The organism is Nocardia salmonicida NBRC 13393, from assembly GCF_001613085.1.
Taxonomy (GTDB): domain Bacteria; phylum Actinomycetota; class Actinomycetes; order Mycobacteriales; family Mycobacteriaceae; genus Nocardia; species Nocardia salmonicida.
Genome location: NZ_BDBR01000004.1, coordinates 273,869 through 286,891 on the forward strand (window position 1 = coordinate 273,869; position 13,023 = coordinate 286,891).

The window sequence follows — 13,023 nt, forward strand, 5'->3', positions numbered from 1 at the left end:
GCAACGACTTACGGCTGCTCCGGGTTCGCCGCCATCGCCCGTACCCGGCCCAGCACATCCGGGTAGCGACGCAGGTGTGCGCCGCCGTTGAGATCGATCGCCGCTCCGGTCATCCAACTCGCGCGGTCGGAGGCGAGGAAGGCGACCGCTTCGGCGATCTCCTCCGGTCGTCCGCTGCGGCCGAGCGGAGTGTTGTCCAGGTACTCCTCGGTCAGCCCCGGCACCATCGAGATTCCGGCGACCAGTGGGGTGTCGACCAGGCCGGGAGAGATCGCGTTGACGCGAATGCCACGCTCGGCCAGTTCCAGCGCGGCGACCTCGACCAGCATGAGCACGCCGGCTTTGGCCGAGCAGTAGGAGGCCATACCTGTCCCTGGTTGGCGACCGTTGAGTGAGGCGATGCAGATGATGCTGCCGCCCTCGGTGATGTGGCGACCCGCGTGTTTGAGGACCAGGAAGGTTCCGGTCAGGCAGACATCGATGGTGGTCCGCCAGTGCGCCAGGTCGAGTTCGGTGATCGCGCCCGGAATCGAGAGCCCGGCACAGTTCACCACGGTATGCACACTGTGCGCGGACTCGAATCCTGTCGCCACCGAGTCCTCGTCGGTGACATCCATTCCGATCGCCGTGACATCGCCGCCGAGCAGCGCCGCGGCGTCACGGGCCGCACCTTCGTCGATGTCGGCGATGATCACCTGGTACCCGTCGGCTGCCAAGGTGCGTGCGGTTGCCAGGCCGATTCCGGACGCACCGCCGATCACCAGTGCTGAACGTCGATCGCCGGTCATGCTGTTCCCTCCGTAATCCGAACCTGGCTGTGCGCTGCGTCGAGCAGATGTCGTCGTAGGAAATGCGCCTGGTGGGCGACGGCGGTCTCGAACCACTGGTTGCCCGCGAAGAGATCGAAATGGTCGCACGGGTAGTGCCTGACCTCGGCGCGGGCCTTGAACGCCGCCTTGGCCGCGGCGTGTGGGGGCGCGGCGCGGTCGAAATCGGCGATCTGCACGAGGACAGCGGCGGTGATGCGGTCCGCGTGCCGATCGGCCCGATAGCCGCCGAGCTCGAGTCCGACGGCGGCGTCGACTTTGTTGCGCCAGGTCGGCCCGGCCAACGCGGTGTAGGACTCGAAATAGCCCGCGGCGGTCAAGGCGGCCCGCTCGCCGGGTTTGCCGACCAGCGGCATCATGATCGGCGAGCCGCCCAGGCGCCCCGCGATCGCGCTGCGCACACCGGTCATCGCGGAGCGGGTGACCGCGCCGACGCCCACTTGCCTCAGGGCGTTGCGACCCGCTGAGATGCCGTCGATCATGGGCGCCATCGCGATCACCGCGCGGATGTCGGTCCGCTCGGCGGCCACGCTCAACACGTGGCCCGCGGACTGGGAGATGCCCCACAACACTGTCCGCGCCGGATCGACGCCGGGCTGCGCGATCGCCGCGGCGATCGCGGCGTGATAGTCCTGGACCTGAGCGGCCATCGAAACCCGTTGGCGCGGTTGACCTTCGGACGCGCCGAAGCCGCGGTAATCGAAAGCCAGAACGGCCAGGCCGGAGTCGGCGAGGTGCTGCGCGAACGGAGCGAGACCGGAATCCTTGGTGCCGCCGAATCCGTGCGCCATGACCACGACGGGCGAGCCGGTCGGCCCGGTGAGAGAACTGTCCGATGCCGGAGAAAAGAACCAGGCATCGCAGGTGGTTCCCTGGGAGAGAAAGGAGATCTGCCGGTACTCGTCGGTCATCGGGGCGCTCCTACGGTCGTGGTGTCGGTATCGGCCACCCGGGCCCACGGCGGCGGTCCGTGGACCCGGGCCCGTTCCGCTCCCGCCGGTAGTTCTCGTGTCCGCATATCGTGTTCGTAGAGGAAGTAGTCGACCTGCTGGGTGTGGCGGGGACGGTCGAGCATGTGCCCGGTGTAGCGCTGCTGATCGGCGACGATCACCTCGCGCATCCGCTGTGGCTCGGGCAGCCGGTACCGTCCGACCGCGTACGCCCCGACCAGCCGCGCCTGGGATTCCACGAAGGGGAACAGGGTGGGCGTCGACTGGGCGAATCCGGCGAAGACCAGGTCGTCGATGCCCGGCACGAACATCCGCTTGTAGAGATCGATCCGATTGTCGGGTGCGCTGAGGAACTCCGGATCGAAGAACGGGAAGGTGATGTTGTAGCCGGTGGCATAGATGACGATGTCGAAATCGTCGCTGGTGCCGTCGGTGAAGTGCACCGTGTGCCCATCGAACCGCGCGATATCGGGTTTCGGGATCACATCACCGGATCCCAGGCGCAACGGGAGTTCGACCGATTGGGTCGGATGTGCCTCGAAGAACTTGTGATTGGGCGTCGGTAGGCCGTAGCTCTCCGGGCGTCCCGAGATGAGCGGCTGGCCCCATTGCGCGATCTTGCGCTGCCACGAGTACGGGATGTGGGGGCTGGTCCGGTAGTACTTGTCCGCCGGTCGGCCCGCGATGTATTTGGGCACGATCCACCCGCCGGAGCGGGTCGACAGAGTCAGGGTGTTGCCCAGGGCTTTCGACGACAGTTCCACGGCGATATCGGCCGCGCTGTTGCCGAGACCGACCACGAGAATCCGCTGGTTCGAGAAGTCCATCGGTGTGCGTAGGTCGACGTACTGGTGCGCGTGCAGGGTGGCGCCCGCGAACTCGCCGGGAAACTGGGGATACCGCGGATCCCAGTGGTGTCCGTTCGCGGACGAGCAGATCGAAATACCGCGTCCCGGTGCGTTGGGTGCCCAGCTCCCAGCCACCGTCGGGCAGGCGGCGCGCGTGTTCGACGCCGTTCTCGAATTCGATGTGCTCGGTCAGCTCGAAGGCGGTGCTGTAATCGTCGAGGTACTGCTTGATCTGCGTGTGGTGCGGGAAGTCCGGGTAGTGCTCGGGCATGGGGAAATCCCGGAACGACAGCTGATGTTTCGAGGTGTCGATGTGCAGCGACCGATAGGCACTGCTGTGCCCGTTCGGATTGCCGAAGGCCCAATTGCCGCCCACCCGGTCCGAGGACTCGAAGCAGGTATAGGGCATGCCGTAGTCGTTGAGCATCTTTCCCGCGGTGAGGCCGCTGATACCGGCGCCGATGACCGCGGTCCGCGGTTGATACATATCCCGATCCCTCCGAGCCGATCCGTAGACAGATTCGCAAGAGTGTCTACTCGCAGTTGTCACATTCTCAGATCTGTCCACTGCTTGCTAGGGTTTCGAGAAACCCGATGTCGTTCCCGCGTGAACGACGACCATGGAAGGCGAGGAGCGTGACCGAAGCCCCGACGGCGACGGTCGTGGATCGGTTACTCCACGCCGCACAGAAGTTGTTGGCAACCAAGGGAATCCGGGCCACGACGGTGAGCGAGGTCGCCGAGGAGGCCGGAGTCTCGCGAGCCTGGCTCTACCGGCACTTCCCCGACAAGACGACACTGCTCGGCGCGGCGCTCGTGCGGCTGACCGACGCTTTCTGGACCGATGCGCGGGGACAACTCGATGCGATCGACACCTTCGGCGAACAACTCGCGGCGGGGGTGCGCATCGGCAGAGGGGCATACGACGATCCCGGCGCATTGCTCATTCGGCTACGAACCGACGAGCCCGAGGAATTCGCCCTGTGCACCGACGCGGGCGTTTCCGGCCTGATCCCCGATCTGGCGTCCTTCTGGCGTCCCTACGTCGAAGCCGCGGCAGCGCGGGGCGAGATTCATCCCGGTCACGACCTCGCTCAGGTCTCCGAGTGGGTGGCGCGCGTGCTGATCAGTCTGGGCACGATCCCCGGTGACACCATCGACCCCGATGACAGAGTGGCGGTGCTGCGGCACGTGCGGCGCTACATCCTTCCCGGCCTCACGGCGGATCCTGGCGATTCCTGAGTCCGCATGGGGCGGCCGACTTCCGATCGCATCGGATCAGCGGGTGCTGACGCAGACCACGTAGCGGCGCTGGTCGTAGACGACACCGCGGTCGCCGATCGTGCAGACGTTCACATCCGTCGTGTCACGGCGGACCTCGAGGACGCGGACCCGACCGGGGATGTCGGCGGCGCAGTCCACGTGCCTGACCGCGTCACCCTCCAGGTCGAGGCATTCGCCGACGGTCCAATCGATGTCCAGGCAAACGGTCTGGTCCACGCCGCCCGGCAGCGTCCGAGGTTGTGCGCGGTCGACATCGCCCGGGCAGTGACTGCCCGTGGACGCCAATTCCGTCACGCGGTAGCGGGAGTTGGCTTCGCCGCACGCGACCTGCCGAATATCGGCCGAATTCGCATTCAAATCCACACAATCGCCGACACTGAGTTCCACCCAGGGAATCCGCGTCGCGGACTTGGTCAATGTGGACGCGACACCGCCATAGAAATCATTATTAGTTCCCACTGGTTGAGTCGCTGAAACCTCTGTCGGCAAAGTTTCTGCGGCAGCGGCATTGCCAGGCTGTTCGGAGTCTTCCGCGGCGAACCCCACGACGACGGAAAGCGCCAGGTAGAAGGTGCCTGCCAGGGCAAACACCGCCCCCATGGACACGCCGAGTAAGGCTAGGTTTCTCCGACGCGCCATCTGCGTTGTCCCTACTCATCCGCTGGACGTCCCCGACAGACGTCCCACTCGCTGACAGTTCTTACACGGCACACTCGAACGTGTCTAATTGTGAATCTACGTCTTTTAACAATGAGAAATCCTGGTCCGCTGCCCAATTCGGCAGGGTTAACCAACGGCCGGAAAAGGGTGCTAGGGTCTGCCCGATCTCTCTGGCGGACAACATGGTTCGTGCCCCTACAGGAGCACGCCGTTCTGCCGCGCAATTATTCGTGATGCGTAAAGGAATTCCCTGATGAAGCTCGGTTACCTCCCCGCTGCCACGCTCCTTGTCGGCGCCACCGTCTGGATCAGTGCGGGAACCACCGCCGCGCAGCCGGTCGCACCGACCCCCCAGGCCACCACGTCCGGAGTCGACCAGTCCGTGCGCTACGAGGCCACCCTCACCGAGTTCTCCCGGGTGCTGACCACCACCGTCGCCGGCGGCACCTTTGCCACCACGGACGACAACACCGCGGTGACCCTCGTCGCCGACTCCGGCGCCGTCGTCACCCGTATCCCGCTCATCTATCAGATCTCCGGCAAGGAGATGCGGGTGGCGCAGACGATCTCCGACGACGGCCACCACCTCGTCCTCGCCCCGCAGGCGCGCACCGCCGAGATCGGCGAGATGCAGGCCATCAGCCCCATGTCGCAGCTGTCGAACGAGATCAACCGCAACGTGGTCGGCGTCGTCGCGGGCGGCATCCTCGGCGGCCTCATCGGCACAGTCCTCGGCTTCGGTTTCCTCAGCATCATCACCGGCCCTGTCGGCCTGGTCCTCGGCGCTATCGCCGGCGGTTACGCCATGGGCGGACAGCCCTTCCTCGACGCCGTCACCGCGGCCGTCAGCGGCCAGCCCTGACCCACTGATGCGCCCGGCCGCGGCATTCCCGCGGCCGGGCGGTCCGATCAGCCGAAGTAGGCCGCGTAGTCGCCGAATGGAACCTGGCCGGTCGGGCTCGCATTGATGGCCTCGACGACCTGCGCGGGTATCGGAGCCCAGTAGGCCGGCATCTCGGCCGCCAGGGCCGGGTTCAAGATGTAGATCAGGGCGAAGTTCACAATCCACAGCGGCGGTGCCATCGACATGCCGACCACGGTGCTCACGCCCCCCTTGGTGTTGGGCACCAGTTGAGCCTCGCCCGAAATCTGCTGTGCCGCGAAGCCGTAGGCAGCTTGCACCGTGTAGGCCGACCGGTAGAGCGCGGCCAGGGTTCGAACCGCACCGTTGTCGCGCAACCAGGTGCCGACGTAACCGCCGGGCGCGAGCAAGGTGTTCACCTGCCTGGTCGGCGCGTCCGTGTTGGCCGGGCTCTCCAATAGCCCACCGGGGTTCACATACAGTCCGTAGCTGCCCAGCACCGAGGGCGTGCTCTGCCCGTCGACCTCGGAATAGAGTGGGTTGCCGACCGTATTGGTGAGGATCTCGACGCAGGCGACGATCACCTCGGCCGCCTCGCGGCTGCCGCCGACACCGCCGCCGGTGCTGAGGTCGCGATACTGCTGCTCGGTCAGCGCGTCGGTTCTGTCGAGACCTATCTGACCGGCGATCGTGTCGGCCCGGGCCTGACCGAGCGGCTGGTTGAGCTGCTCCGGACTCGTCATCAGCGGCGGTGCCACGTATTCGTAGGCGGGCGCACCGGCGAAGGGGATAGCGAATCCGGTGTCCGAGGGGTTTGCCATGGGTTGCCCGGAGACGGTCTGAGTGGGCGTCAAGGAGAGCAGGCACGCACCGATCAGTGCCGATACCGAGAGGGCTCCGCGGCGGGCGAACGATCCACGCCGACGCCCCGAGCTCACTGTCCAAGTGTTGGCCATAGCCGACCTCTCAGAACACTGTCGTAGGAGGTAACACCGGTTTCCGAATAAGTCAAAGCCGTGTCCGGCACCGTGTCAAGCCCGCACCGCTTCACGAGGGACGTGCGCGCATCCCTCTGATCGGACCGTCGGACCAGCTCCCCCACCTGACATCGACATCCCATTGCCGAGAATTTGCCTTCGATACTTCGGCCTGAGCTTGTCGAGAATCCGACCCACGTGGGTTTCACGGTCTGTTCGGCGAGTGTGGGAGTGTCGGCGATCAGCGCTGCCAACCAGGCCCGATCATCTCGCCGCCTCCGTAGGTCTACGCGGAGGCGGCGAAATCGAACTAGTAGGCGTGCAGATACACCGGAACAGTCGCGTGTCCGTTGGAGATGAAGCTCGGTACCGGCGCCAACTCGGCCTGGCTGGTGGCCAGGCGCATCTGTGGAAACCGATCGAACAGCGCGGGCAGCGCAACGGCCGCTTCCAGACGGGCCAGTGATGCGCCGATGCAGTGGTGCGCCCCGTAGCCGAACGCGAGGTGCTGCTCGCGGGTGGCGCGGGTGGGGTCGAACTCTGCGGTGTCGGCGCCGTGCACTTTCGGGTCACGGCTTGCGCCGGCGTAGGAGGCCAAGATGGCCTCGCCCTTGGCGATCCGATACTCCCCGGCGATGTCGATATCCTCGACCGCGTACCGCAGGGGCAGGTGTGCCACCGGTGCCTGGAAGCGCAGTGTCTCCTCGACCACGTCTGTCCACGACACCCGACCGGCTGCTACCGCGGCGCGCTGCTCGGGATGGGTGAGCAGGGCGACGATCGCTTGGTCGAGCAAATTGACCGTGGTCTCGTGGCCGGCGTTGATGACCAGCATCAAGGTGTCGACGAGCTCCTTCTCGGACAGCTGAGAGTCGTCCTCGTCGCGCGTGGCGATCAGCACGCTGGTGACGTCGTCACCGGGATGCGCACGCCGGTAGGCAACGAGTTCGCCGACCAATCCATACATTTCGAGATAGTTGGCCTGCGCCTGCTCGGCGGTGAACGAGCCGTCGAAGAACCCGTCCACGCACTTGTGCAGCGCAGGCCCGAAACCTTCGGGGACACCGACCAATTCGGTGATGACCCGGATCGGAACCGGGTAGGCGAAGCCGTCGCGCAGGTCTACCGGCTCGCCGACAGGGGCGGCCGCCAGTGCGTCGAGCAGGTACTCGGTGATCTCGGCGATCCGCGGACGCAGCGCGGTACTGCGGCGATGACTGAAAGCCGGGGCGACCAGGCGGCGCAGCCTGCGGTGATCGGCGCCGTAGGCGGTGAACATGCTGTCTACGGCCACCCATGGCAGCAAGGGCCACGCCTCGGTGATCTCGCCGTTGATGAACGACATCCAGTGCTGTCTGGGGTCTTTCGACACCCGAGGATCGGCGAGCAGGCTCCGGAGTACGGCCTGATCGGTGACCGACCAGGCGGGCACGCCGCCAGGCAGCTCGACCAGCGCCACCGGGCCACGCTGCTGAATGCGCGCCGACTCACCTTGGATGTCGGCACCGGTCGTATCCAGCACGATCGGTTCCATGACGATCTCCTCAATACCAGGGTTCGCGGCCCGTGATCGACAGTGCCGCAAACAGTTTCGACCACGTGTGGTTAAAAACCTACCCCGGGGCCGGGCCGTCGATGGGACGAATAGGACGGTGGCTCCGACGCCTCCCCCACCCCGACGCCTCGAGGCCGGATGGACCTCTCACCGACGGTGGAGTCAGGGAGTTCCCTGATGTAGTTTTCCGGGCTTACGCCGGATGTCATCGACTCGGAGCCTGCCTACCGTCTACTGCAGAACCTCAGAATCTCGCCTCGATGCTCTCGTTGGTCTCAGGACTGTTCCTGCGGTCGGCGCTGTATCTGTGGCTGCGGTGGACGATTCTGTTCGATGATCGCGCGCTGCACACAGTCGACGAATTGCACCGCACGGCACAGGAAATCGAGGTCGCGCACACAGTGCGTGTGGTGCTGGGAGCACTCACCGCACTGTTCGCCGTGGTCGCGGCACTGCGCATATACCGCGACCGGATTCTGCTCGGCGTCGAGTCGACGACAGCGGCCACACAGTCGAAGGACCCGCGTTCGGAAAGCACCCAAGGCTTGGTCACCTGACGCGGTCACCGTCGCCGGGCGCACACGGTGGCGCTCGGCGACGGGACTGCTTTTCTACTTCGCGACGTCCCGCAGGAGTTGGCGTGAGATGGCGTACTTGTGTACCTCGGTCGGACCGTCGTAGAGCCGGAAGGCGCGGATATCGGTGAAGATCGCCGAGACCGGAGTCTCGTCACTGATTCCGATTCCGCCGAGTACCTGCACGCAGCGATCGGCGACCTTGAACAGTTCCTCGGAGACCATCGACTTCGCCATCGAGGACTCGTGGCGGCCCTTGCCTCCCTTGTCCAGAGTCCAGCAAGCCCACCAGATCATCAGTCGGCATTGCTGCAGCGCGATCTCGTTGTCGGCCAACATGAAACCGACACCCTGGTGCTCACCGATCGGCTTGCCGAACGACGTGCGGGTCTTCGCGTGTTCGATGGCGATCGCCTGCGCACGGGAAGCCGCGCCGAGCCAGCGCATGCAGTGCGTGAGGCGAGCCGGGGCCAGCCGCAGCTGCGCGTAGCGGAACGCTTCCCCGACCGAGCCGAGGATCGCCGACTCGGGCAACACCAGATCTTCGAACCTGACGACGCAATGTCCTTCGACATAATTGCGATCCATCGTGTTCATGACCCGCTCGATGACGATGCCCGGCGTATTCCCGTGACACAGGAACAGCGTCGCGCCTTCATCGGGAACATCGGCCATGATGATCCAGGTGTCGGCGTTGATCGCGCCGGTGATCAGCCACTTACGGCCGTTGATCACGAACTTGCCGCCGTCGCGGACCACTGTCGTCGTCAACTGGCTGGGATCCGAACCCGCGCCATCGGGTTCGGTCATCGCGAAGACCGAACGGCGAGTGCCGTCGATGACGGGCTGCAGGTACTCGGCGGCCTGCTCAGGAGAGGCGACCTTCGACAGCAGGAACATGTTGCCCTCGTCGGGCGCGGCGCAGTTCATCGCGACCGGACCCAGCGTCGACCACCCGGCGGCCTCGAAGACCACCGCCTGCTCCAGATGCGACATCCCCTCGGGCCGCTGCTGGATGGTCAGCAGACCGGCCGCCTTCGCCTTCGCTACCAGCTCACTGCGCAGCTCGTCGGTCGGACCGTGCGAGGTGACGCGGGGGTCACGTTCGTACGGAACAACTTCGGTTTCGACGAACCTCCGTACCCGGGCACCCAGTTCAGCAAGCTCGGCAGGGATCTCGAAGTCGATCATCACTCTCCACTCATCAAGGATTGCGCACGTTCGAACAGGCGCAGAGTTGTCATATGCAGTCGCTCACCGAGACTCATCGGCGCCTTGCCCGCCAGCGCCCTGGCATAGCTGCCCTCGAGCACGATGCCGAGTTTGAAGCACGCCAGCACGGTGTACCAATCGATCGCCGCGACATCGCGATCGGACTGCTCGGCGTAGCGGGCGACCAGTTCTCGGGCCGTGGGCAGGCCGCCCATCCGGGTCAATTCGCCGGCGAACTCGTTCGGCGCACCAGGTAGCTGCCAGGTCGCCAGGAGCCAACCGAGGTCGAGCAGCGGGTCACCGATCGTGCACATCTCCCAGTCGACCACCGCCACCACGTCGGGCCCGGTGCGGGAGAACATCACATTCGACGCATGGAAGTCACCATGCAGGATGCCCGGCGAATACGCCGTGGGCCGGTGCTCGTCGAGCCAGCGCGCGACCTCGGCGACCGACCCGATGTCCGGGCCAGGATATTCCGCGAACGCCGAGTAGGAGTCGAGTTCGGCGAGCCATCGAGGCACCTGACGTTCGAGGAAGCCGTCCGGTCGACCGAGATCGCCGAGCCCGACCGCGATGTGGTCGACCGCACCGAGCCTGGTCTGCGCGTCGATGAGGCTGAAGCACATTTCTCGACGCACGGCGACATCGCTCGCGTGCAGGTCGGGCAGTTCGACCCCGGCATTGAACCCGGCGACCGGTTCCATGAGATAGAAGACCGCGCCACCGAGGACCGACTCGTCGCCACACGCGGCGATCAAACCCGCATGCGGGACATCGGTTTTCGCCAGGGCATCCAGGATGGTGAACTCGCGCCGGATGACATCGTTGCTGCGCGGACGGAGGTGGCGCGGACCGCGACGCAGGATGTAGCCGCGGTCTTCGCGCTCGAATCGGAGCATCACGTTCTGGGTCCCGCCGGTCACCGGCTCGACCGACACCAGCGGCCCCGATCCGAGGCCACGGGTATCCATCCAGGTGGTCAGCGCTGTCAGATCGGTCCGCGTGAGAACGGCACCAGCATCGATCGCGTCTTGCTCGGACATGTTCTCCTCGAACGGGGTCAGGCCTCCTGAGCGCGGAGCGCCGAGGTGATGAGCAGGGCGGCACCGGCTCAGGATGTCTCCGGGCAGGTTTCTCATACAGCCGACACTTTGCGAGAATTGTGATTAACATAGAGTCCCAGGAAGTGCCCTGTCAACATCCGCCAATCCGCTACAGGGGTTGCAGGACTCCAGAACGAGACGTCACTTTGTTGATACGAAGCCACTGACGCGACACCTTGGCCAACCACGACTTCTGATGGGCTCGACCACGCCACCGTGCAGCCCGGCGCACCCACGCACCTAATCTGAAATGAAAATGTGTCTGAAAGTGTCTACGGAACCGACGGCGAGTGGCGAGAATTGGCCCCGACGGTTCGACACGATTCAGCACCTGCCGTACCGTCTCGAATCCCCTTCGGCAACAGAGGTATTGGACGATGAACAGGTTGTCGAGATCCGCCGCGGCGACATTGGTTGCCGCCGTCGTCGCGGCCGGGACTGCGGCAGTCGGCGTCGCAGGAGCGGAAACGCCTGGCGCGCAGCCCTGCACCCCGTACACCGCAATTTTCGGGCCGGGGACCTGGGAGACCACGCCGGGCGCCGATCCCGAGGTGCCCGTCGGCATGCTCGGGCCCGTCGGCGACGGACTGCAACGGCAGTTCGGTCGCGACATCACTATTCTCTACACCCCTTATGCCGCAAGTGCTTTCGACCAGGGTCTGACCTACGCGGAGTCCCTGAGCACCCTGGAATCCCGCTTGGGCCAGATGCTGCGTGGCCTCTGCGGCTCGACGCGGGTCATCCTCGCCGGCTACAGCCAGGGCGCGGACGGCATCGGCGATCTCGCCACCGAGATCGGCAACGGCGACGGTCCCATCGGTGCCGATCGCGTGGTCGGGGTCGGGCTACTGTCGGATCCGCATCGCGACCCGAATACCACACTCTCCCTGGGAAATACGCAGCCCGGCCGCGGCATCGCCGGAACACGGAGCCGGGATTTCGGTGCGTTGACCGAGCGAGTTCGCACCCTGTGTGCCGACGGCGACCTGTACTGCTCCCTCGATGCCGCCACTTCTCCGTTCCTCGCCGTGTTGGGCAGGGTTCTGAGCGGTGATCCCACACCGATCGCGAACCTCGTCCCCGCTACGACCGATCCCAGCAGCCTGATCACTCAAGCCGTCACCATGGGCGCCGGCTGGACCGCCACCGCGGCGAACCTGCCCACCATTCTCGACAACCTCACACGCCTCCCGGAGTTCCTCGCGGCCGGTGACATTCGCGGTGCGCACCGGAGCGCGCGTGCGGTCAACGTTGCCCTTACCCCATTGGTTCAGGCCGCCGCGGGTGTAGACCGAGTCCTTGTCGCCCAGGTCATCCGCGCAGCCGCCGCCGTCGACCCCTCCGGTCGGACCGCAGGCCTCAGCGTGATCGCCGACGCTCTCATGGACATCGATTTTCTGAGTATCGCCGACAATGTCGGCCGAATTCAGGAAATCCTGTGGCGTGCGGTCGAATCCCTCGATCGCAACGACCCACTCGCCGCCGCCGCAGACCTGGCGCCCCTGGCCGCCACCGGCGCCGACCTCACCGGCTCAGTACTCGGCCCCCTCGCCGCGGGCATCCGAGCAGACCTCCGCGCAACCACCCGAACCCTGCTCAGCATCACCGACCCCGACACCGTCGACGAGCTCGTTCAGCTTGGCCGCCAAGGCGTGGACGTTGCCAACTTCTACGCCTCCGACGCCCACATGGACTATCGCGACGACGTCCAAATCCTCCTGAACTACCTCAGCTCCCAGGTCGTTTCGTAGCCCGTTGTGTCGGCTCGACCTGCATCGAGCCGACACAACGGCTTTCAGATCAGCACGACACTGCATCTCCGACCGAGTTGCCGAGCCGCACTCCCAGAACTCGCGATAATTCGCCGACATTGTTCGCACTGGGTGTCACCACATCACGTTCCCAACGGCTGATCTGGTTTCCGTCCGCGATTCCGATCCAGTCGGCCAACTCCGCCTGGGTGAATCCGGAGGCCATCCTCGCCGCCCGAATAGCTTTGCCGATCGTCGTGGACATGGTCTCCCCTCTCTCTCGATGCCCTCAGCACGGACCGCATCGGTGCGAGTGCCCCGTGGGCGAACACTCGTACTGCTGATGTGGTCTCGCGCAGCCACATTCGAAAGATATCGGTGAATCGACCTTCGAAGGAGACTGTGACTGCACGGCA

The 13,023-nt window shown here is 65.4% G+C and carries 12 protein-coding genes and 1 pseudogene; 4 read left to right on the forward strand and 9 right to left on the reverse strand.

All coding sequences use genetic code 11. From position 1 onward, the window contains the following. Positions 1 to 8: 8 nt before the first annotated feature. The 3 genes and pseudogenes from NS1_RS05305 to NS1_RS05315 all read right to left on the reverse strand — a co-directional run bounded on the left by NS1_RS05305 (position 9) and on the right by NS1_RS05315 (position 3,112). Positions 9 to 788 (reverse strand): SDR family NAD(P)-dependent oxidoreductase, encoded by a 780-nt coding sequence (locus tag NS1_RS05305; RefSeq protein WP_174562625.1) that lies wholly within the window; start codon positions 786 to 788, stop codon positions 9 to 11. After that, the gene (locus NS1_RS05310; protein WP_062982144.1) at positions 785 to 1,738 is read right to left on the reverse strand and encodes an alpha/beta hydrolase; all 954 of its coding nucleotides are present in this window, start codon (positions 1,736 to 1,738) and stop codon (positions 785 to 787) included. The genes NS1_RS05305 and NS1_RS05310 overlap by 4 nt, the downstream gene beginning before the upstream one ends. Next, positions 1,735 to 3,112 (reverse strand): annotated as a pseudogene (locus NS1_RS05315) (flavin-containing monooxygenase). The gene NS1_RS05310 and the pseudogene NS1_RS05315 overlap by 4 nt, the downstream one beginning before the upstream one ends. 149 nt (positions 3,113 to 3,261) lie before the next feature. Here NS1_RS05315 and NS1_RS05320 point away from each other — a divergent pair. Continuing rightward, positions 3,262 to 3,867: a TetR/AcrR family transcriptional regulator gene (locus NS1_RS05320; protein ID WP_255284430.1), complete on the forward strand. Its 606-nt coding sequence runs from the start codon at positions 3,262 to 3,264 to the stop codon at positions 3,865 to 3,867. 36 nt (positions 3,868 to 3,903) lie between these two features. Here the strand turns inward: NS1_RS05320 and NS1_RS39865 are convergent, their stop codons facing one another. Next, positions 3,904 to 4,509 carry an LppU/SCO3897 family protein gene (locus tag NS1_RS39865; protein WP_444980719.1) on the reverse strand — a complete coding sequence of 202 codons (606 nt, stop codon included), beginning with the start codon at positions 4,507 to 4,509 and terminating at the stop codon, positions 3,904 to 3,906. A 313-nt stretch (positions 4,510 to 4,822) separates the two neighbouring features. On the opposite strand from NS1_RS39865, the gene NS1_RS05330 reads away from it, so the two are divergent. Beyond that, on the forward strand, positions 4,823 to 5,431 hold the full coding sequence (locus tag NS1_RS05330) for a DUF8020 domain-containing protein (RefSeq protein ID WP_062982150.1): 609 nt from the start codon (positions 4,823 to 4,825) through the stop codon (positions 5,429 to 5,431). Between the two features lie 47 nt (positions 5,432 to 5,478). Here the strand turns inward: NS1_RS05330 and NS1_RS05335 are convergent, their stop codons facing one another. Both NS1_RS05335 and NS1_RS05340 read right to left on the reverse strand, forming a co-directional pair. Further along, on the reverse strand, positions 5,479 to 6,252 hold the full coding sequence (locus NS1_RS05335; RefSeq protein ID WP_373864328.1) for a hypothetical protein: 774 nt from the start codon (positions 6,250 to 6,252) through the stop codon (positions 5,479 to 5,481). Positions 6,253 to 6,718: 466 nt separating this feature from the next. Further along, complete coding sequence (locus NS1_RS05340; protein WP_062982154.1) at positions 6,719 to 7,942, reverse strand: cytochrome P450 family protein; 1,224 nt, start codon at positions 7,940 to 7,942, stop codon at positions 6,719 to 6,721. A gap of 281 nt (positions 7,943 to 8,223) precedes the next feature. Between NS1_RS05340 and NS1_RS05345 the strand changes: the two genes are divergently transcribed. After that, positions 8,224 to 8,520, forward strand: a complete 297-nt coding sequence (locus NS1_RS05345) for a hypothetical protein (RefSeq protein ID WP_062982156.1) — start codon at positions 8,224 to 8,226, stop codon at positions 8,518 to 8,520. A 54-nt stretch (positions 8,521 to 8,574) separates the two neighbouring features. Here the strand turns inward: NS1_RS05345 and NS1_RS05350 are convergent, their stop codons facing one another. Both NS1_RS05350 and NS1_RS05355 read right to left on the reverse strand, forming a co-directional pair. Continuing rightward, entirely contained in the window at positions 8,575 to 9,729 is a 1,155-nt protein-coding gene (locus NS1_RS05350) for an acyl-CoA dehydrogenase family protein (RefSeq protein WP_062982158.1), read from the reverse strand. After that, positions 9,729 to 10,796, reverse strand: coding sequence for a phosphotransferase family protein (locus tag NS1_RS05355; protein ID WP_062982160.1), 1,068 nt, complete (start codon positions 10,794 to 10,796; stop codon positions 9,729 to 9,731). The genes NS1_RS05350 and NS1_RS05355 overlap by 1 nt, the downstream gene beginning before the upstream one ends. 437 nt (positions 10,797 to 11,233) lie before the next feature. Here NS1_RS05355 and NS1_RS05360 point away from each other — a divergent pair, with 437 nt between their 5' ends. Continuing rightward, a complete protein-coding gene (locus tag NS1_RS05360; RefSeq protein ID WP_062982162.1) occupies positions 11,234 to 12,607 on the forward strand; it encodes a cutinase family protein in 1,374 nt (457 codons plus the stop codon). Positions 12,608 to 12,656: 49 nt separating this feature from the next. Here NS1_RS05360 and NS1_RS05365 read toward each other — a convergent pair whose 3' ends face one another. Then, the gene (locus NS1_RS05365) at positions 12,657 to 12,872 is read right to left on the reverse strand and encodes a helix-turn-helix domain-containing protein (RefSeq protein ID WP_056820842.1); all 216 of its coding nucleotides are present in this window, start codon (positions 12,870 to 12,872) and stop codon (positions 12,657 to 12,659) included. Between the last annotated feature and the right edge of the window lie 151 nt (positions 12,873 to 13,023).

Excerpts from the sequence above, each read along its gene's own strand:
- NS1_RS05305 (WP_174562625.1), bottom strand. The coding sequence starts at position 788 with ATGACCGGCGATCGACGTTCAGCACTGGTGATCGGCGGTGCGTCCGGA.
- NS1_RS05310 (WP_062982144.1), bottom strand. The coding sequence starts at position 1,738 with ATGACCGACGAGTACCGGCAGATCTCCTTTCTCTCCCAGGGAACCACC.
- NS1_RS39865 (WP_444980719.1), bottom strand. The coding sequence starts at position 4,509 with ATGGGGGCGGTGTTTGCCCTGGCAGGCACCTTCTACCTGGCGCTTTCC.
- NS1_RS05330 (WP_062982150.1), top strand. The coding sequence starts at position 4,823 with ATGAAGCTCGGTTACCTCCCCGCTGCCACGCTCCTTGTCGGCGCCACC.
- NS1_RS05335 (WP_373864328.1), bottom strand. The coding sequence starts at position 6,252 with ATGGCAAACCCCTCGGACACCGGATTCGCTATCCCCTTCGCCGGTGCG.
- NS1_RS05340 (WP_062982154.1), bottom strand. The coding sequence starts at position 7,942 with ATGGAACCGATCGTGCTGGATACGACCGGTGCCGACATCCAAGGTGAG.
- NS1_RS05345 (WP_062982156.1), top strand. The coding sequence starts at position 8,224 with ATGCTCTCGTTGGTCTCAGGACTGTTCCTGCGGTCGGCGCTGTATCTG.
- NS1_RS05350 (WP_062982158.1), bottom strand. The coding sequence starts at position 9,729 with ATGATCGACTTCGAGATCCCTGCCGAGCTTGCTGAACTGGGTGCCCGG.
- NS1_RS05355 (WP_062982160.1), bottom strand. The coding sequence starts at position 10,796 with ATGTCCGAGCAAGACGCGATCGATGCTGGTGCCGTTCTCACGCGGACC.
- NS1_RS05360 (WP_062982162.1), top strand. The coding sequence starts at position 11,234 with ATGAACAGGTTGTCGAGATCCGCCGCGGCGACATTGGTTGCCGCCGTC.
- NS1_RS05365 (WP_056820842.1), bottom strand. The coding sequence starts at position 12,872 with ATGTCCACGACGATCGGCAAAGCTATTCGGGCGGCGAGGATGGCCTCC.